Source organism: Falsiruegeria mediterranea M17, assembly GCF_900302455.1.
In the GTDB taxonomy this organism is placed as follows: domain Bacteria; phylum Pseudomonadota; class Alphaproteobacteria; order Rhodobacterales; family Rhodobacteraceae; genus Falsiruegeria; species Falsiruegeria mediterranea.
The window spans coordinates 359,971-376,415 of the sequence record NZ_ONZG01000002.1 but is presented as its reverse complement, the minus strand read 5'-3'; the positions used below and the strand labels follow the sequence as shown (position 1 = coordinate 376,415).

The 16,445-nt window shown below is 58.5% G+C and carries 20 protein-coding genes; 10 read left to right on the top strand and 10 right to left on the bottom strand.

Going from position 1 to position 16,445, the window contains the following annotated elements; genetic code table 11:
- Positions 1-167: 167 nt before the first annotated feature.
- Positions 168-374 carry a cold-shock protein gene (locus tag TRM7615_RS05145; RefSeq protein WP_085796749.1) on the bottom strand — a complete coding sequence of 69 codons (207 nt, stop codon included), beginning with the start codon at positions 372-374 and terminating at the stop codon, positions 168-170.
- 217 nt (positions 375-591) lie between these two features.
- Here TRM7615_RS05145 and TRM7615_RS05140 point away from each other — a divergent pair, with 217 nt between their 5' ends.
- Both TRM7615_RS05140 and TRM7615_RS05135 read left to right on the top strand, forming a co-directional pair.
- Entirely contained in the window at positions 592-909 is a 318-nt protein-coding gene (locus tag TRM7615_RS05140; protein ID WP_108785823.1) for an ArsC/Spx/MgsR family protein, read from the top strand.
- 24 nt (positions 910-933) lie between these two features.
- The gene (locus tag TRM7615_RS05135) at positions 934-1,302 is read left to right on the top strand and encodes a hypothetical protein (RefSeq protein ID WP_108785822.1); all 369 of its coding nucleotides are present in this window, start codon (positions 934-936) and stop codon (positions 1,300-1,302) included.
- A 62-nt stretch (positions 1,303-1,364) separates the two neighbouring features.
- On the opposite strand, the gene TRM7615_RS05130 is transcribed toward TRM7615_RS05135, so the two are convergent.
- From TRM7615_RS05130 to TRM7615_RS05100, 7 genes are all read right to left on the bottom strand, one after another.
- Entirely contained in the window at positions 1,365-1,901 is a 537-nt protein-coding gene (locus TRM7615_RS05130; protein WP_108785821.1) for a DoxX family protein, read from the bottom strand.
- Positions 1,902-1,905: 4 nt separating this feature from the next.
- The gene (locus TRM7615_RS05125) at positions 1,906-2,658 is read right to left on the bottom strand and encodes an HvfC/BufC N-terminal domain-containing protein (RefSeq protein ID WP_108785820.1); all 753 of its coding nucleotides are present in this window, start codon (positions 2,656-2,658) and stop codon (positions 1,906-1,908) included.
- Positions 2,655-3,512, bottom strand: coding sequence for an MNIO family bufferin maturase (bufB, locus tag TRM7615_RS05120; RefSeq protein WP_108785819.1), 858 nt, complete (start codon positions 3,510-3,512; stop codon positions 2,655-2,657). The genes TRM7615_RS05125 and bufB overlap by 4 nt, the downstream gene beginning before the upstream one ends.
- A gap of 94 nt (positions 3,513-3,606) precedes the next feature.
- Positions 3,607-3,909, bottom strand: coding sequence for a BufA1 family periplasmic bufferin-type metallophore (locus TRM7615_RS05115; protein WP_108785818.1), 303 nt, complete (start codon positions 3,907-3,909; stop codon positions 3,607-3,609).
- Positions 3,910-4,131: 222 nt separating this feature from the next.
- The gene (thrS, locus tag TRM7615_RS05110) at positions 4,132-6,090 is read right to left on the bottom strand and encodes a threonine--tRNA ligase (protein ID WP_108785817.1); all 1,959 of its coding nucleotides are present in this window, start codon (positions 6,088-6,090) and stop codon (positions 4,132-4,134) included.
- 158 nt (positions 6,091-6,248) lie between these two features.
- Entirely contained in the window at positions 6,249-6,650 is a 402-nt protein-coding gene (locus TRM7615_RS05105) for an MAPEG family protein (protein WP_108785816.1), read from the bottom strand.
- A gap of 12 nt (positions 6,651-6,662) precedes the next feature.
- Positions 6,663-7,418, bottom strand: coding sequence for an ArsR/SmtB family transcription factor (locus TRM7615_RS05100; protein ID WP_108785815.1), 756 nt, complete (start codon positions 7,416-7,418; stop codon positions 6,663-6,665).
- A gap of 112 nt (positions 7,419-7,530) precedes the next feature.
- Between TRM7615_RS05100 and TRM7615_RS05095 the strand changes: the two genes are divergently transcribed.
- The 5 genes from TRM7615_RS05095 to TRM7615_RS05075 all read left to right on the top strand — a co-directional run bounded on the left by TRM7615_RS05095 (position 7,531) and on the right by TRM7615_RS05075 (position 11,145).
- The gene (locus tag TRM7615_RS05095; protein WP_108786005.1) at positions 7,531-8,283 is read left to right on the top strand and encodes an alpha/beta fold hydrolase; all 753 of its coding nucleotides are present in this window, start codon (positions 7,531-7,533) and stop codon (positions 8,281-8,283) included.
- Positions 8,280-9,272 (top strand): alpha/beta hydrolase, encoded by a 993-nt coding sequence (locus TRM7615_RS05090; protein WP_108785814.1) that lies wholly within the window; start codon positions 8,280-8,282, stop codon positions 9,270-9,272. The genes TRM7615_RS05095 and TRM7615_RS05090 overlap by 4 nt, the downstream gene beginning before the upstream one ends.
- Positions 9,272-9,697 (top strand): VOC family protein, encoded by a 426-nt coding sequence (locus tag TRM7615_RS05085; protein WP_108785813.1) that lies wholly within the window; start codon positions 9,272-9,274, stop codon positions 9,695-9,697. Before TRM7615_RS05090 ends, TRM7615_RS05085 begins: the two co-directional genes overlap by 1 nt.
- Positions 9,698-9,718: 21 nt before the next feature.
- Positions 9,719-10,333, top strand: coding sequence for a hypothetical protein (locus tag TRM7615_RS05080; protein WP_108785812.1), 615 nt, complete (start codon positions 9,719-9,721; stop codon positions 10,331-10,333).
- 110 nt (positions 10,334-10,443) lie between these two features.
- A complete protein-coding gene (locus tag TRM7615_RS05075) occupies positions 10,444-11,145 on the top strand; it encodes an alpha/beta fold hydrolase (RefSeq protein WP_108785811.1) in 702 nt (233 codons plus the stop codon).
- 156 nt (positions 11,146-11,301) lie between these two features.
- On the opposite strand, the gene TRM7615_RS05070 is transcribed toward TRM7615_RS05075, so the two are convergent.
- Both TRM7615_RS05070 and phaZ read right to left on the bottom strand, forming a co-directional pair.
- A complete protein-coding gene (locus tag TRM7615_RS05070; protein WP_108786004.1) occupies positions 11,302-11,871 on the bottom strand; it encodes a DUF6151 family protein in 570 nt (189 codons plus the stop codon).
- A gap of 14 nt (positions 11,872-11,885) precedes the next feature.
- Positions 11,886-13,172 (bottom strand): polyhydroxyalkanoate depolymerase, encoded by a 1,287-nt coding sequence (gene phaZ, locus TRM7615_RS05065; RefSeq protein WP_108785810.1) that lies wholly within the window; start codon positions 13,170-13,172, stop codon positions 11,886-11,888.
- A 112-nt stretch (positions 13,173-13,284) separates the two neighbouring features.
- Here phaZ and TRM7615_RS05060 point away from each other — a divergent pair, with 112 nt between their 5' ends.
- The 3 genes from TRM7615_RS05060 (at position 13,285) to phaR (ending at position 16,421) form a co-directional block, all read left to right on the top strand.
- A complete protein-coding gene (locus TRM7615_RS05060; RefSeq protein WP_108785809.1) occupies positions 13,285-15,090 on the top strand; it encodes a PHA/PHB synthase family protein in 1,806 nt (601 codons plus the stop codon).
- 131 nt (positions 15,091-15,221) lie between these two features.
- On the top strand, positions 15,222-15,665 hold the full coding sequence (locus TRM7615_RS05055) for a phasin family protein (protein WP_108785808.1): 444 nt from the start codon (positions 15,222-15,224) through the stop codon (positions 15,663-15,665).
- Positions 15,666-15,863: 198 nt separating this feature from the next.
- The gene (gene phaR, locus TRM7615_RS05050; protein WP_108785807.1) at positions 15,864-16,421 is read left to right on the top strand and encodes a polyhydroxyalkanoate synthesis repressor PhaR; all 558 of its coding nucleotides are present in this window, start codon (positions 15,864-15,866) and stop codon (positions 16,419-16,421) included.
- Positions 16,422-16,445: the final 24 nt, after the last annotated feature.

Sequence of the window (16,445 nt, the reverse complement as noted above, 5' to 3'; positions counted from 1 at the left end):
TCTGGGGTCGGGGCAGCGGTTTGAACCGGGTTTAAGGCGACTGAACTCAAGTCGGGCTGCAAAATGGACAGCAAATCGCTTGGTGCAGTCTACCGGCGGCCGCACACCTCAGCCGCCGGTTTGTGCGCCGCCCCGCATCGTCCGGGAAGGCGCGTCTTGCGTGAAACTTACAATGGCTTCAAATCAGATGCCATCTGGCGTCCGTCGCGTCCATCCTGCAGCTCGTAAGCAACCTTTTGGTTGTCTGCGAGGCCCGTCAGGCCCGAACGTTCAACAGCGGAAATATGGACAAAAACATCCTTTCCGCCTTCGTCAGGTGCGATAAAGCCGTACCCTTTAGTCGTATTAAACCATTTCACGGTGCCGGTAGGCATCTCCCGTGTCTCCTTCTACTTTCCACGTTTCCCCTAATTTCTCGGGGGTGCGAACAGCATAACCGACCGACAGGCGACCGGCTCATACACGTCAAGGCGGAAGTCTGATGGGCTGTTACACCGACGACAAGATCGCACGGTGCGTTCAAAAATCAAGCTCAAGGGGGTGAAATTCTGTCGATTGATAGATATTTCAGCATCCAAAGATGGAGTGAAAATGCGACTTTTTGGGATCAAAACCTGCGATACATGCCGTAAGGCATTGAAAGAGATAAACAATATTGAATTTGTTGATGTTCGAGTCGAGGGGTTGCCCAATGACGTCCGAGATAGTGCTCTGACGCAGTTTGGCGACAGTTTGCTCAACACGCGCTCGACAACGTGGCGCGGGCTGGATGAATCAGAGCGCGCGCGCCCTCCGGTCGAGCTGTTGGCAGATCACCCAACGCTGATGAAACGACCGCTGATCGAGGCGGATGGGCAGCTGTACCTTGGCTGGACCGCGGCGACGCGGACCGCTCTGGGTTTGGCCTGAGCTACAAAAAGCGAGGAGCAACAGATGCGCAACGCAGCCCTTGTTTTGGGAATCATCGCCGGTCTGATCGGTATGATCGTCGGGTTTTTCAGCTTCGGTTACATCGAAGCCATCCAATATTACGGCGAAGTGGACGGGTATTTTGAGCAGGTCGAAAACTCGGACCTCGTTCAGATCACTTCGATCATTGCGCCGATGCTGGCAATTGCAGGCGGGGCCATGGCCCGGTCGCGGGCCTTATGGGGTGGGGTCCTGCTGCTGATTTCGGCGGGTGGCATGTACTATGCCTTTGGATTCAACGTGTTCACCATGTTTCCGGTTGCTTTTGCAGCTGTGGGTGGCCTGCTGGCCGTTGGCGCGGGCAAGCCGGACGAACCAAAGGCCCATTTCTGAACAAAAAACACCGCCCCATGGGGGCGGTGCATACCACTCATTACTCAAAAGCGATGTACGGATCAGGCGATCGCAGGTTCCGCGCGCTTGCGGAACAGGGCGTCCACGGACAGGGCGCCAGCGCCCTTGAAGACCAGGACCAGCATCAGGAAGGTCCACATCACGCGTTGATCGACCAGTGTCAGCGTGTTGTCGAACAGGCTGCCCAGCTTCACGCCGTGACCCGTGATGTCGACGATTGTCTGAACCCAAATGAAACCGATCATGCCCAATGCGGCCAGGCGGGTGAGCAACCCAACAAGGATCAGGGCGGGTAGAACAAATTCGGCCACGGTGCCAAAGAAGATCACCAGACGCTGAAAGATGTTCATCTGGCTCACGTCCCACAGAACCTCTTCGGCGGCTTTGGGAAAGATCTGGCCAAATGCGCCCGCCGAGGCCGAAAAGATCGACCCGTCAATTTTCAGCATGGCCGAGTTCCAGTAGTAGAACAGCAAAACGGCGACGAATGTCAGCCGGGCCAGGGTCGGCACCATGAAATCTGACATGCGGTCCAATGAGTTGAGCGCTGTTGTGTAGCGCGAGACAAGTGCGTGCATGGCCTTATCCTTTGGTCGTGAGTGTGATGATTGCACCGCCCTGCAACAGCAAGGCCAGCGTTGCGCCAAGGTCGAAACCAGGAGAGAGACCTTCAGCAATTTCATGAGCTTCGCCAATGGTTTTGCCTGCCATCAGCGCGTCTATCCATTCGGCACCGCCGGAGGGGAGGACATGGGGCTCGGGGTCAAACTCGACCCGGGTAATCAGTACATCTTCGGTCACCGCCTGCGGCTTGGGGCTGCCGTCTTGGGTGTTGAACGTCCAGATGCTGGCGATCGGCCACTCAGAGCGGACCAACTGCATCGCGGGCGCAAATTCGATCGTGGCCTCCATGAGCATCTCAGGGTCGATGGCCAGCGCCTCAGGTGAAATCGGGGTGCTGTCGGCGGCGTGGTATGAGCGGCGCAGGGCTAGCTCCAACCGGGCGACATCCGGCAGATAGCCCAGATGCGACAGCTGCTGCATGCCGGTCAGAAATTCGGGAAACGCTTCGCCGTAGTGCATCATCAGCGGCGACGATGGTGGATGCTGGCGCAGGAAGATGCCCGCCAAGCCGTCCATGTTTTGGGCACCCAGAAGCTTGGTGACCACCGGAAAGGCCTGATGCATCGCCTCGGTCAGCGAGACGGCGACGTTGTTACGATAGACGTTGAACCGGCGACCGGCCGGGCCATGATTTGCATCCAACAATCCTTCCGGTACAGCCTGCGCTGAATCCAGCAGCGCCGCGCGGAATTGATCCTGGGTGACTGTCATGCCGGTACCCGTTCCAGCGCAGCCTGACCGCGCTCGGCCTCGGCTCGCAAGATCGGCCAGTCGGGGACATCGGTGTCCCATTCGATGAGCAATGGTTTGGGGCCCGAGCGTTCCAGCACATAATCGAGCAGGGACCAGACCGGATCAACCACTTCGCGCCCGTGGCTGTCGATCAGCAGAGGCTTGCCATGGTCGTCTTCATCCTCGTCATGCCCGCCCAGGTGGATTTCCCCAACCAGGTCAAGCGGGTAGGCGTCGATGTAGCCTTGGGGTGAAAACTCGAGATTGGTGGCCGAGACAAAGACGTTGTTCACATCCAGCAGCAAACCACAGCCGGTGCGCTGCGCAACTTCGTGCAGGAAACCGGGTTCGGACCAGGTGCTTTCGGCAAAGGCCAGATAGCTTGACGGGTTTTCCAACAGCATCTGCCGCCCGACGTGGGTCTGGACCTGATCAATGTGGTCGCAGATCCGGGCAAGCGAGGCGTCGGTATAAGGAAGGGGCAACAGATCGTTCAGAAACTCTGCTCCGTGAGTGGACCAAGCCAGGTGTTCCGAGAAACTTGCCGGGTTCAACCAGCCGATCAGTTGCTTGAGCCGATCCAGATGGTCGGCATCCAGCGGCCCTTCTCCACCGATGGACAGGCCCACGCCGTGGACCGAGATCGGGAACCGCTCCGCCATGTGGCGCAATTGCGCCAGCGGGCGTCCGCCATCCCCCATGTAGTTTTCCGCGTGAATTTCCAGCCAGCCCACGGGACCGGCATTTTCAAGGATGTCCGAGAAATGCTGCGGCTTGTACCCGACCCCGGCCGTCAGGGGCAGGTGGTTTGATTTGCGGGTATCGTCCAGCATGTCAGGACCTCAGGGAAAGGCTTGAAAAGATTGGTAAAGGGGCGGGCGATTCGCGCCACCCGCCCCCAGAATTCGTCTTGGTAAGCTGTGCGGCTTATGCCGGCAGGTCACGCTCTTGTGCTTCCAGCGACCCTTTGCGGGCAGAGCCGTCGGCCTTTGTAGGCAGGTCCATGGTTTCACAGGTGCCTGCGTCAACCAGGGTCCATGCGTTGCCCTGATAGTCGACAGTCGAGGTGCCCGCGCAAGTGGTGCCGGGGCCTGCGGCGCAGTCATTCTCGCCAGCCAGCGAAACGCCATAGCATTTCTCTTTGGCCTGAGCGCTCACGGTGGTGGTGGTCGCGGTCAGAGCTGCGGCAACGGCGCCTGCAACGGCAAGGGTTTTGACGGTGTTCGACATCTCGGTAAATCCTCTTGGTGATTTCGGTGTGTCTGTTGTTGACACTGACAAGGTAGCCCCTCGTCAGCCGGGTTTGAATTCACGAGCCCGTGTCTCACGCGCCCGTCAGCCCATGTCATGGCAGCGCACCTGTTAATATCATGTTTTTATAAGGGAATTTTTGAAATGTTACAATCCGGCCCTCAAATCAGGGCCGGATTGCATAAGTTTTTGCGCCGATTGTTACAGAAGATCGGGCGGTGTTGCCTCGGTCGCGAGGGCTTTTGTTACATCGCTCAAGCCTTCGACGCTGGTGCGCTTATCGCCCAGGCGACGAACCGACACGGTGCGCTCTTCAACTTCGCGGTGACCCACGGCCAGAATGACCGGAACCTTGCCAACCGAATGTTCGCGAACCTTGTAATTGATCTTTTCGTTGCGGATGTCTGCTTCGGCGCGGACACCAGCCGAGCGTAGAGTTTCAACAACTTCGTTCACATAATCATCCGCTTCGGACGTGATCGAGGCGACAACGACCTGGCGCGGCGCCAGCCAGAACGGCAGCTTGCCTGCGTGCTCTTCGATCAGGATGCCGATGAAACGCTCGAACGATCCCAGGCAAGCGCGGTGCAGCATATAAGGTCGGTGTTTCGATCCGTCTGCCCCGATGAAATTCGCGTCCAGCCGTTCAGGCAGGTTGGAATCAACTTGCAGGGTGCCGCACTGCCAGGTCCGACCAATCGCGTCGGTCAGAGTGAATTCGAGCTTGGGGCCATAAAACGCGCCTTCGCCTTCGAGGATCTCGTACTCATAGCCCGCAGCCTTACAAGCCTCACCCAGTGCTTTCTCCAAGAAGTCCCAGCTTTCATCGCTGCCGATCCGCTTTTCAGGGCGCGTGGACAGCTTGATGGTCCAGTCGTGAAAGCCCAGATCAGCATAGACCTTGGACAGGAAAGCGATGAACTTGGCAGTTTCCGGTTCGATCTGATCCTCTGCACAGAAGATGTGTCCATCGTCCTGAGTGAAGCCGCGCACCCGCATGATGCCGTGCAGGGCGCCCGATGGTTCATACCGGGCGCAGGACCCGAACTCGGCCATGCGCAACGGCAGATCACGATAGGATTTCAGACCCTGGTTGAACACCTGAACGTGGCAGGGGCAGTTCATTGGCTTCAGCGCATTGATTGCCTTTTCGCGGGCATGATCCTCGTCCACTTCGACGATGAACATGTTTTCCTGGTACTTGTCCCAGTGGCCCGAGGCCTCCCACAGTTTGCGATCCACAACTTGCGGAGTGTTCACTTCGACATAGTCGTCACGCTCCTGCATCCGACGCATGTAGTCCTGCAGGGTGGTATAGATCTTCCAGCCGTTGGGGTGCCAAAACACCTGACCGGGCGCCTCTTCCTGCATGTGATACAGGTTCATCTCGCGGCCCAGCTTGCGGTGATCGCGTTTGGCGGCCTCTTCCAGCATATGCAGGTGCGCCTTGAGCTTTTCCTTGCCGGTGAAGGCCACACCATAGATGCGCTGCAACATGGCGCGATCACTGTCACCACGCCAATAGGCGCCTGCAATGCTCATCAGCTTGAAGGCGTCACCCGGCACCTGGCCGGTGTGCTGCAGGTGCGGCCCGCGGCACAGGTCCTGCCAGTCGCCGTGCCAGTACATGCGCAGCGGCTCATCACCCGGAATGGCGTCAATCAGCTCGACCTTATAGGGCTCGTTGTTTTCAGTGTAGAAATCAATCGCGCGCTGACGGTCCCAGACCTCGGTGGTCACGGCGTCACGCTTGTTGATGATTTCTTTCATCTTTTTTTCGATCGCACCCAGGTCTTCGGGGGTGAACGGCTCGGCGCGGTCAAAGTCGTAATACCAGCCGTTATCGATCACCGGGCCGATGGTGACCTTGGTGTCTGGCCAGATTTCCTGCACCGCGCGCGCCATGATGTGCGCCAGATCGTGGCGGATCAGCTCGTTGGCCTGCGCCTCATCCTTCATGGTGTGAATGGCGATCTGCGCGTCGGCGTTGATGGGCCATTGCAGGTCCCAATGCTGGCCGTCGACAGTGGCCGAGATGGCCTTTTTCGCCAGAGAGGTGGAGATATCGGCAGCCACCTGTGCAGGGGTTACGCCTGCGTCGTAGGAACGTGCATTGCCATCGGGAAAGGTGAGAGAGACGGATTTTGAATCCAAGGCCATGATTTGGCTCTCCTCGTCGGTTTGGCGCCCACAGAACGCCCGGTTGCGGGTTATGGTGTAGGGCTCACATGGCAAGGAGTGCGCGCAGTGTCAAGTGTCTGGCGAGGGGGGGGCGCCCCCTCGCGCGTGCTGCGAAACTTCAGCGACACTATTTCGGATCACGCTGCGCTGAATACGGCGTAGGCCATCAGCAAGGTACAGATCCATCCTGCCGTAAACAGGATTGGGCGCAGCGGCGTCTTGGCATAACCGCTAATCATGCCCAAAGCGTGGGCGACCCGAATCCAGAAAAAGTCGATGGCGGCCCAATATGTCAGGCTGCTGTAGCCGCCAACCCGGTCGATGATAAGAACTAGGATGGCAAAAGGAATGGCTTGTTCCAGCAGGTTCAGATGTGCGCGATGCGCCCGTTGAACCCAAGGTCGCAGGCGCTTGATGTCCGCGGGGCTGTCAAAGGCGTCTTCCTTGGACGGATCAGAACTGATGCCGACGACATATGGAATCCACATCGAGGCGGCGAGGATCATCAGGCAGGTGAGAATACCAAGTTCGGTGCTCATGACGTGACCTCCTTACGCAAAACCAAAGCGTTTGGTGTCGGATGGTCCAACCTCGAGGAAGGATTTGAGCGCTGATGCCAGTCGTGCCCATCCTTCGCCGACCCCTTCGTGACCGGCCGGAACATCATAATGTTCGATCGTCAGCTTCATAGCGCTGCCCGAAGGTTCCAGAAGATAGACGCACCGCGAGGTCGGAGCATCCGGGCCAAAGAAATGAGGTGTAAAGGTCATTTCAATCCGATCCTTGGGAGAGATGTCGAGCACATCAAGTTCCAGCATCGGGTTGCCATCCGGCAGAATGTATTTTTGCCCGCCGCCCGGTGCCAGGTCGCCGTCAACGTTTTGGCAGGCGAAGTGATACTGCGCTGCAAGCTCGCCTTTCGTCAGCGCGTCCCACAGCTGGTCATGGGTTGTTTCGATAAAGGTCTGCATCATGAAATCGGGTTTTGCCATTGGGCCGTGTCCTTCCAGTTTCGCTTTCAAGTCGATCACTGCTCGCGCTGCCGATTTGACGATCAAAGGTTCGATCCACCGGTCTATGGCTTCCTGCAGGGGCACGGCGTTCAGGTAATGATGTTTGAACCGTCCCTGCTTGCGGGTCACGATCAGCCCGGCCTCTTCCAACACACCCAGATGTTTCATGACGCCGAAGCGGGTCATGTCCAGATCGTCCTGCAGTTGTTGCAGGCTTTGTCCGTCCTGGGCGCGTAACCGATCCAGCAATTCGCGCCGGGTCGGATCAGCAAGAGCCTTGAAGATCATGTCCATGGAATCAGTTATACGTGATTAAATAGTCACGTGACAAGGTGGTCACCTATAAAAGCTGATTGCAGCCGCTGCCGTGGCTTTGCATGATCGGGCAAAAGATTGGGAGGCCGACGTGCCAGCAACAGATTTTCTGAAGACAGCGCAAGGCCGGTCGTTGGCCTATCACAAATCCGATGGGCAGGGGCCGACAGTGGTGTTTCTGGGCGGACTGAAATCCGACATGGAAGGCACCAAGGCGGTACATCTTGAGGCCTGGTGCCGCGCACGCGGGCAGGCGTTTCTGCGGTTCGACTACTCCGGGCACGGCGAAAGCTCTGGCGTATTTGATGAGGGTAGCATCGGAGATTGGCACGAGGATACGCTGGCCGCGATTGACGCGCTGACCGATGGGCCACTGATTGTTGTCGGCTCGTCCATGGGTGGCTGGCAAGCACTGCTGCTGGCCCGTGAAAGGGCCGAACGGATTGCCGGGATGGTGACCATCGCCGCAGCACCCGATTTCACCGAAGACGGGTGGTGGGCTGGGTTTGACGACGCACAGCGTAGGATGCTCGAGGCCGAGGGGCAGGTGGCTTTGCCGTCGGACTACATGGAGCCCTACATCGTGACCAAACGCATGATCGAGGATGGTCGCAACCGGTTGGTGCTGCGCGCCCCCCTGTCGCTGCCCTTCCCGGTCCGCTGCTTGCAAGGGACGGCGGACACGGCGGTAACGACCGAAACCGCCGTGCAGCTGTTGGAACATGCCACGTGTGACGACATGCGGTTGCTGCTGGTCAAGGACGCGGACCATCGGTTCTCGGACGGGCCGTGCCTCGGTCTGATCGAGCAGGCCGTATCGGATGTCATGGAGACCGCAGCATGAGGACGCTTGGTAAGCTCCTGGGGCGTCTGCTGCTGGTCCTGGTGGTTCTGGGGGCAGGCCTGTGGATCTTTGGTCCGCGCGAAGAGGTGAACCTGAACCCCACGTTTGAGCCGCGCAAATTCGGTGAGGGCGTACAGGTCTATTTCGAAAGTATCGAATCCCGGTTCGATGACATCGTATCCGGAACGGAAAAGCGGGTGATTTGGCAGGATGGCGCCAAAGAACAGCGCACGCCCTATTCGGTACTTTACATTCATGGCTTTTCCGCGTCGTCCGAGGAAATCCGCCCGGTGCCCGACAGGATTGCCGATGCCTTGGGGGCCAATCTGGTTTACACCCGCTTGCAGGGGCATGGACGCGGCAGCGACGCCATGGCCGAAGGGACCGCCTCGGGCTGGATGCAGGACGCGGCCGAAGGGCTGGCGGCAGCACGCGCGGTAGGGGACAAGGTGGTGGTCATCAGCACCTCAACCGGAGGAACACTGGCGGCAGCAGCCGCAGTGAACCCAGAGATGGCTCAGGATGTGGCGGCGATGGTCTTTGTCTCGCCGAACTTTGGCGTCAATGCGTCGGCGGCTTGGATCCCGGGCTTGCCGGCAGCGCGCATCTGGTTCCCACCATTGATGGGTGGAAATCGTGAAACTGCCAGCGGCAACCCGGACAAGGACGCCTATTGGAGCGTCGACTATTCCTGGGAAGCAATCGTACCGTTGACGGCGCTGGTCCAGGCGGTCGTGGCCCAGGATTTTGGCACCACATCAATCCCTGCCTTGTTCCGCTTCTCGGATGATGACCGGGTCGTGCGCGCGGACATCACCCGCCAGATTGCCGCTGGGTGGGGTGGCCCGGTCGAGCTGCAGCCGGTGACCATGGGGCCGGGCGATGACCCGTCCTCGCATGTGATCACGGGGGACATCATGTCTCCAGGGCAGACCGAGGGCACCGTGCGGGACGTTCTGGCCTGGCTCAAATCGCAAGGGGTCGAGTGATGGAACAGCGGGTCAGCCTGATCACCCTTGGCGTGCGCAACCCGGCCCGTGCGGCTGTGTTTTATGAGGCGATGGGGTGGACACGGGTCGACAGCCCCGATGGCGTCATCGCCTTTGACCTGATCGGACAGGTGTTGGGTTTGTACCAGCTCGAAGCTTTGGCGGATGAGATGGGGTTGGATGCCGAGGCCTTGGGGCAGGGGGCAATCACGCTCAGCTACAACTGCCGGACCAAAGGCGAGGTGGCCGAGGTGCTGACTGCGGCCCAAAGTGCTGGCGCCGAGGTACTCAAACCTGCGCAAGACGTGTTCTGGGGCGGGCATCATGGGTATTTCCGTGCGCCTGACGGAACCATATGGGAGGTCGCGCATAACCCGTTCTCGACCCTGCGCGAAGACGGCGCGTTCTGTTGGAACGGGTACTAAGCGATGCGTAAACCCGGCAGCATGTGGAGCCTTGAAACGCTGGGGCGCGTGCGGTTGTCTCGGCATTTCTACATGCGGGATTTTCTGTACTCCGAGATTGGAAATTTTCACGCGATGCAAAACATCCCGGAAAACCCCGATCTGGCGATCGAGACAGGGCAGGCGTTCTGTCAGACACTGATGGACCCGCTCGAGGAGACATTTGGACGGGTTGCGGTGCGGTCGGGCTATCGCTCGCCCTCGCTCAACCAGTTTGGCAACGACAACAAGCTCAACTGCGCGCGCAACACGCATCCTTTGGAATGCCACATCTGGGATCGGGGGCTGGGCGACGACAGGATCGCAGGCGCTTCGGTCGTAATTCCCTGGTTTACCGATGAGTATGATCAAGGTCGGGATTGGCGCGATCTGGCGTGGTGGATGCATGACCATCTTGATTATTCCGAGATCTGGTTCTTTCCAAAGCTCTGCGCCTTCAACCTGGTGTGGCGACCCAAGCCGCTGCGTCGGATCGACAGTTATATCGCGCCGCGCGGCCGGTTGCTGATCGCGGGAACCGAGCCTGAGGAGCCATTGGCAAAACGTAAGGCGCGCTATGTGGATTTTCCGCCGTTTCGCGGTATCCGCTATCCGTGATGTCACCCTTGCCCGAGGGGTAAAGGTTGGGCATTCTGCCGACAAATCAAACGCATGAGGGTATGCAGTGAGCCAGTCGACAAAGTGGGATTTGGGCAAAGGGGAAAGTCTTGGTTGAACCTTTGGTCCTGTTGCCGGGCATGATGAGTGATGCCCGGCTGTATGCGCATCAGCTGCTGAAGCTGGGCCGAGATCGAGCGGTCATGGTGGCGCCCATCCACATCGGCGAAAGAATCGAAGAGATCGCATCAGGCCTGCTGGATCAGTTGCCGCAGCGGTTTGCCCTGGCCGGGCTCAGCATGGGTGGCATCGTCGCGATGGAGATCTTTCGCCGCGCCCCGGAGCGTGTCACGCGGCTGTGTCTGATGGATACGGATGTGCAGGCAGATACGCCCCAGGTTGCGGCCGCGCGTGAGCCGATGATCGTGGGTGCCAAGGCAGGGCGGTTGGATGAGGTGATGCGCCAGGCGATGCGGCCCGAGTTTCTGGCGCCCAACCCCAACCGCATGCAGATCCTGGATCAGGTCTATGCCATGGCGCGGGACATGGGCAGCGATGTGTTCGTGCGCCAGTCGCGCGCGTTGCAGCGGCGGCCGGATCAGCAGGGCACGCTGCGCAAGATCAAGGTTCCAACCTTGGTATTATGCGGCGCGCACGACGGGTTGACCCCGGTAAAGCGACACACGTTCATGGCCGGATTGATCCCGGGGGCCGAGCTTCAAGTTCTGGACAATGCAGGGCATCTGCCAACTCTGGAAGCGCCGGATGCTGTCACACAAGCCTTGGTCGACTGGCTGGCGCGCACCGCATAAGGACCAAGCACTCCCGCCCGTCGTCAATGTTTCTGGCGAAACATCTCCTCCCGTTGGGCCAGGCTCAGGCGGGCACAGCCCGCCTGAGCCTGGCCCCTGCCTTGCAACTGGTCCGTCCGCAGGACGCAAGGCTGACAGGCCGCGCATGAAATGAGGTCAGCGATAGAGTGGGGCGCGTTCCGATTTGTCGATGACGCGCGGTTCTACAACCGGCGCATTCGTCTTCGCGTCAAAGAACGGGGTTTGCTTCCAGCGCCCAGACAGGCGCGCAACAGCCATTCGCTTGATCAAAGGCCACGCCGCCCGATAGGCGGTTTCGTGTTTCCGGCTGCCGTCCGGGGCAGGGACAAACCCTTTGGACACAACCGGTCCCAAACGGTCTGGATCGTCAAAGCGGTCGACGCTCATCCCGGCAAAGGGCGTCTTGGCAGATTTCATCGTGGTGCACAGCGGCGTGTCACAACACTTGGCATACCAGCGAAACATGCCGTTGGGGCTGAGCCGGATCGCGGCCAGATGCTCGGCCCCTTGATCGATGACCACCGTATCAGGGCTCAGCTGAAAGATGTCGACCGGGCCAGGAGCGGGGTCTGGTTGCTGAAAATAAAGCTCACCCGCCCGGCAGTCGGGACAGTAGCAGAGAACATGGCTGCCAGAGCGCACACCCTCGGCCGTGACGTGCCCCTTGAGCGCGCCACAGCCGCAGGAAAAGCCCAAGGGATCCATCCCCCGGGCCACAATCAGGCCGCCGTGTTCTTGTTGGCAGCCTTTTGCGCCGGTTTGCGCGCTGGGGTGCGCTTGGCATTGGCGTTCATGAAGTCGATGACCAGAGGGCGGATGTTGTCGCGCCAGCTGCGGCCTGCGAAAATGCCATAGTGACCCGCGCCGGGCTCAACATGGCTTGCCTTTTTGCTGTCCGGCAGGCCGGTGCACAGGTCCAATGCTGCAATGCACTGACCGGGAGCCGAGATGTCGTCATTTGCCCCTTCGACGGTCTTCACCGCGACCTTGGTGATCTTGCTCATGTCGACCTTGTGGCCGTTCACCACAAATTCGTTCTTGGCGATCTCGCGGTTCTTGAAGACACGCTCGACGGTCGACAGATAGAATTCTGCGGGCATGTCCATGACGGCCAGATACTCGTCATAGAAACGGTTGTGGGCATCGTGATCCGACGCTTCGCCGCGCATCACGCGCTGGATCTGGTCCGAGAACGCTTTGGAATGGCGCTCGGCATTCATCGACATGAACGAGGTCAGCTGCAACAGGCCGGGATAGACCATGCGCCCCACACCTTTGTATTTGAACCCGACGCGCTGGATCATCGTCTCTTCGAGCTGCCCCATGGTCACGCGGCGGCCAAAATCGGTCACCTCGGTGGGCGTTGCGTCCGGGTCGACTGGGCCGCCGATCAGGGTCAGGGACAGGGGCTGTGCATCGGGGTCCTGTTCGGCCAGAAATGCGGTTGCCGCCAGTGTCAGCGGCGCGGGCTGGCAAACGGCGATCACATGGGTGTCTGGGCCCATTTCGCGCATGAAATCAACCAGGTACTGGGTGTAGTCTTCGACGTCGAATTTGCCGGCCGAGACTGGGATGTCACGCGCGTTGTGCCAGTCGGTGACGTAAACTTCGCAGTTGACGATCAGGCTCTTGACCGTGGATCGCAGCAGCGTGGCATAGTGCCCGGACATCGGTGCCACCAGCAAGACCTTGCGGGGCTGTTCTTCGCGCCCGTTCACCTTGAAATGCACCAGATCGCCAAAGGGGCGTTCCACCACGGTAGAAATGTCGACCAGGTGGTCCTTGCCGTCTTCGCAGGTAAAGGTGCGGATGCCCCAATCGGGCTTGACGACCATACGCTGGTAAGTGCGTTCCGTCACTTCGCCCCAGGCTGCCATCCAACTCAACGCAGGGTTTGGCATCATGGAAAAGACCGGGTACGATGCCAGAGAATTTGCCGATGCGCCAAGCCATTGGTTGGTGTTGCGCATGGTTTCCATGAAGTCGTAGGTCATCATATAGCGCATAAATGGGTCTCCTAATTGATAGCACCGAACAGTTCGGACCATTCGTCGCTTTGTCCCCGCAAACCCACGACGTTATTCTGCATAGCAGCGAGATTAAGAGGGTTTCCTTAAAATGACAACTAGCCAAGACACCGCACCGGAATTGACCGGCGAACACATTGATCGGCTTAAGGAAAATATGGCCAAAGTCGAAATCCTGTCGAAACGCCTGGTCGAGGTCATGGCGCATAAGACGCCTCATTCGCCTGCTTTGGATGGTCCGAATCAAGAGCTTTTTGCAAGAGCAGCAACGGCCTATTGGAATGACGCCATTCATAACCCCGCCAAGCTGTGGGAGCAGCAGATCGAGTTTTGGGGCAAATCGGTGATGAATTTTGCCGAAGCGCAGCAAGCGCTCGCCAAGGGCGGCGTCGAGGCAGACGAAGACACCCCGAGGGATCGCCGCTTTTCCAACCCCATGTGGGACAACAACCCGTATTTCCATTTCGTCAAGCAGCAGTACCAGACCAACGCCAAGGCCATCGCGCAGGCGGTCGAAACGGCCAAACACGATTTGGAGCCCAATGATCAGCGCCGTCTGGCCTATTTCTCGCAACAGATCATCGACATGATGGCGCCCACGAATTTCCTGGCGACCAACCCCGACGCGTTGGAGCGTGCGGTTGAAACCGAAGGCCAGTCTCTGGTCAAAGGGTTGGAGAACCTTGTCGCCGATCTTGAGGCCAATGATGGTGAACTGGTTGTGCGCCTTGCGGATGAAAGCGCGTTTGAATTGGGGAGCAATGTCGCAACGACGCCGGGCGAGGTAGTGTACCGCAACCGGATGATGGAGCTGATCCAATACAGCCCGGTTACCGAGACGGTTCATGAAACCCCCATCGTTCTGTTCCCGCCCTGGATCAACAAATTCTATATTCTCGACCTCAAGGCCCAGAACAGCCTGATCAAATGGGTGACCGAGCAGGGGTATACCCTGTTTGTGGTCAGCTGGGTCAATCCCAAGGCAGAGCTGGCTGATGTTGGAATGGAAGACTACATCCAGGACGGTTTCCTGACAGCCATCGAAACAGCAAAGGAGATCTGCAAGGTCAAGCAGGTCAACGCCGTAGGGTACTGCATCGCGGGCACAACGCTGAACCTGACGCTTTCTTTGTTGAAACAGCGCGGAGACAAGTCGATCAAGTCGGCAACGTTCTTCACCACTTTGACCGATTTCTCGGAGCAGGGGGAATTCACGCCCTTCCTGCAGGATGATTTTATCGACGGGATCGAGGAACAGGTGGGCAAGGATGGCATACTGCGGTCCTGGGTGATCGGGCGCACCATGTCGTTCCTGCGGTCCAATGACCTGATCTATACGCCGGCCATTCGCAGCTACATGTTGGGCGAGACACCGCCCGCCTTTGATCTGCTTTATTGGAATGGGGATGGGTCGAACCTGCCGGCGAAGATGGCGATGCAATATCTGCGTGGCCTGTGCCAACGCAACGAGTTTGTGACCGATGGCTATGAGCTGATGGGGCACAAGCTGCATATCAGTGACGTGGATGTGCCGTTAGTGGCGATCACCTGTCAGACCGACCACATCGCCGCTTGGAAGGACTGTTATCGCGGCGTTCAGAAAGCGGGGTCGCGGTCCAAGACCTTCGTGGTTTCAGAGTCGGGTCACATCGCGGGCATCGTGAACCCGCCCAGCAAGAAAAAATACGGTCACTACCTGAACCCCGATCTGAAAGGGGATGCCGAGACCTGGATGAACGAAGCAGATTACCACGCAGGATCCTGGTGGCCGATGTGGGAGGCTTGGTTGAAGAAGCGCTCGGGCAAGCAGGTCCCGGCGCGTGAACCGGGCGATTCGAAGCATCCCCCACTGTCGCCTGCGCCTGGAACTTATGTTTCCGTGAAGGCAAGTGGTTGATTTTATTGTGTAAGTGAAGTTTTTTCTGCATTGCAGCAAGAAAATTCTTGAAATGCTGCAATGCAGAAAGCATATTCCTCTCAAGCTGACGAACACCGGGGTGGGCCCGGACAGCAAAGAGGATTAGTACAATGGCAAAGACCCAAGACTTTACCGCGATCATGAAAGACGTCATGGGCGCATTCCCCGTCGACACCACCGCAATGGAAGACGCGTTCAAGTCGACCGCGACCCTGAACGAAAAGCTGTCGAACGTTGCTCTGGAAGCCGCTGAGAAATCGGCCGAGATTTCGAACAAATGGACCAAGGACACCCTGGCCAAGCTGACCGAAGTTTCGAAAGCAAAAACCGACCCGGCCGACTATGCCAAAGCGGCAACCGATTTCGCATCCGCTTCGGCCGAAGTTGCTGCTGAAAACATGGCTGCTTTTGCTGAAATCGCGAAAAAAGTTCAGATGGACACCGTTGAGCTGTTCATGGCTGCCGGCAAAGACATCACCGAAGACGCAACTGCCGCTGTGAAAAAGGCCACCAACGACGTGACCGCCGCAGCCAAAAAAGCAGCTGCCAAGTAAGCGACAGAGCGGGTCGCACCGAACCCTCTCCTCCCATCTTTTTGGTGCATCCCGTGCAGGGCAGGTCAAACGACCTGCCCTTTCTTTTTGCCTAAGCCCAAGGTGTCGAAGTCCTGGTCAAGACCTGACCTCTTTTCTTTTGTTCTGCGCTCGCATAGTCTCGCTGCTGCAATGCATCATTCCTGGGGAGGAAACTCGGTGGCAGAACAAGAAAAACCACTGCTGATCAAGCGCTATGCCAGCCGACGGCTCTATAACACCGAAACCAGCGATTACGTGACGCTTGAGGATATCGCCGGGTTCATCCGGGATGGCCGCGAGGTTCAGATCGTGGACTTGAAGACAGGTGATGATTTGACCCGGCAATATCTGCTGCAGATCATCGCTGAACATGAAAGCCGTGGCGAGAACGTGCTGCCAGTGAATGTGCTCAACGATCTGGTCCGCAGCTATATGGTGCCTGGCGGGGGCATGATGCCCCAGTTCCTGCAATCCTCGTTTGAGATGCTGCGCGAAAGCCAGTCGAAGATGATGGAAAACATGAACGCCATGAACCCGATGGCCCAGATCCCGGGCTTTGAGGCCATGCAGGCGCAGCAAGAGGCGTTTCTGAAGGCGATGACCGGTGGGTTGTCCTCGAACTGGTCAGCCCCAGACCCGTCTGAGAGCGCCAAGTCGGATGAGGGCGGTGAAGATCTGGACGAGATCAAGAAACAGCTGGCCGATTTGCAGAACAAGCTCTCCAAGCTGAGCTGACAACCCCATCGATATATAGAGATA

Excerpts from the sequence above, each read along its gene's own strand:
- TRM7615_RS05105 (WP_108785816.1), bottom strand. The coding sequence starts at position 6,650 with ATGAGCACCGAACTTGGTATTCTCACCTGCCTGATGATCCTCGCCGCC.
- TRM7615_RS05100 (WP_108785815.1), bottom strand. The coding sequence starts at position 7,418 with ATGGACATGATCTTCAAGGCTCTTGCTGATCCGACCCGGCGCGAATTG.
- TRM7615_RS05125 (WP_108785820.1), bottom strand. The coding sequence starts at position 2,658 with ATGACAGTCACCCAGGATCAATTCCGCGCGGCGCTGCTGGATTCAGCG.
- TRM7615_RS05060 (WP_108785809.1), top strand. The coding sequence starts at position 13,285 with ATGACAACTAGCCAAGACACCGCACCGGAATTGACCGGCGAACACATT.
- phaZ (WP_108785810.1), bottom strand. The coding sequence starts at position 13,172 with ATGCGCTATATGATGACCTACGACTTCATGGAAACCATGCGCAACACC.
- TRM7615_RS05070 (WP_108786004.1), bottom strand. The coding sequence starts at position 11,871 with ATGGATCCCTTGGGCTTTTCCTGCGGCTGTGGCGCGCTCAAGGGGCAC.
- TRM7615_RS05145 (WP_085796749.1), bottom strand. The coding sequence starts at position 374 with ATGCCTACCGGCACCGTGAAATGGTTTAATACGACTAAAGGGTACGGC.
- TRM7615_RS05085 (WP_108785813.1), top strand. The coding sequence starts at position 9,272 with ATGGAACAGCGGGTCAGCCTGATCACCCTTGGCGTGCGCAACCCGGCC.
- TRM7615_RS05115 (WP_108785818.1), bottom strand. The coding sequence starts at position 3,909 with ATGTCGAACACCGTCAAAACCCTTGCCGTTGCAGGCGCCGTTGCCGCA.
- TRM7615_RS05135 (WP_108785822.1), top strand. The coding sequence starts at position 934 with ATGCGCAACGCAGCCCTTGTTTTGGGAATCATCGCCGGTCTGATCGGT.
- TRM7615_RS05090 (WP_108785814.1), top strand. The coding sequence starts at position 8,280 with ATGAGGACGCTTGGTAAGCTCCTGGGGCGTCTGCTGCTGGTCCTGGTG.
- TRM7615_RS05130 (WP_108785821.1), bottom strand. The coding sequence starts at position 1,901 with ATGCACGCACTTGTCTCGCGCTACACAACAGCGCTCAACTCATTGGAC.
- bufB (WP_108785819.1), bottom strand. The coding sequence starts at position 3,512 with ATGCTGGACGATACCCGCAAATCAAACCACCTGCCCCTGACGGCCGGG.
- TRM7615_RS05055 (WP_108785808.1), top strand. The coding sequence starts at position 15,222 with ATGGCAAAGACCCAAGACTTTACCGCGATCATGAAAGACGTCATGGGC.
- TRM7615_RS05140 (WP_108785823.1), top strand. The coding sequence starts at position 592 with ATGCGACTTTTTGGGATCAAAACCTGCGATACATGCCGTAAGGCATTG.
- TRM7615_RS05080 (WP_108785812.1), top strand. The coding sequence starts at position 9,719 with ATGTGGAGCCTTGAAACGCTGGGGCGCGTGCGGTTGTCTCGGCATTTC.
- thrS (WP_108785817.1), bottom strand. The coding sequence starts at position 6,090 with ATGGCCTTGGATTCAAAATCCGTCTCTCTCACCTTTCCCGATGGCAAT.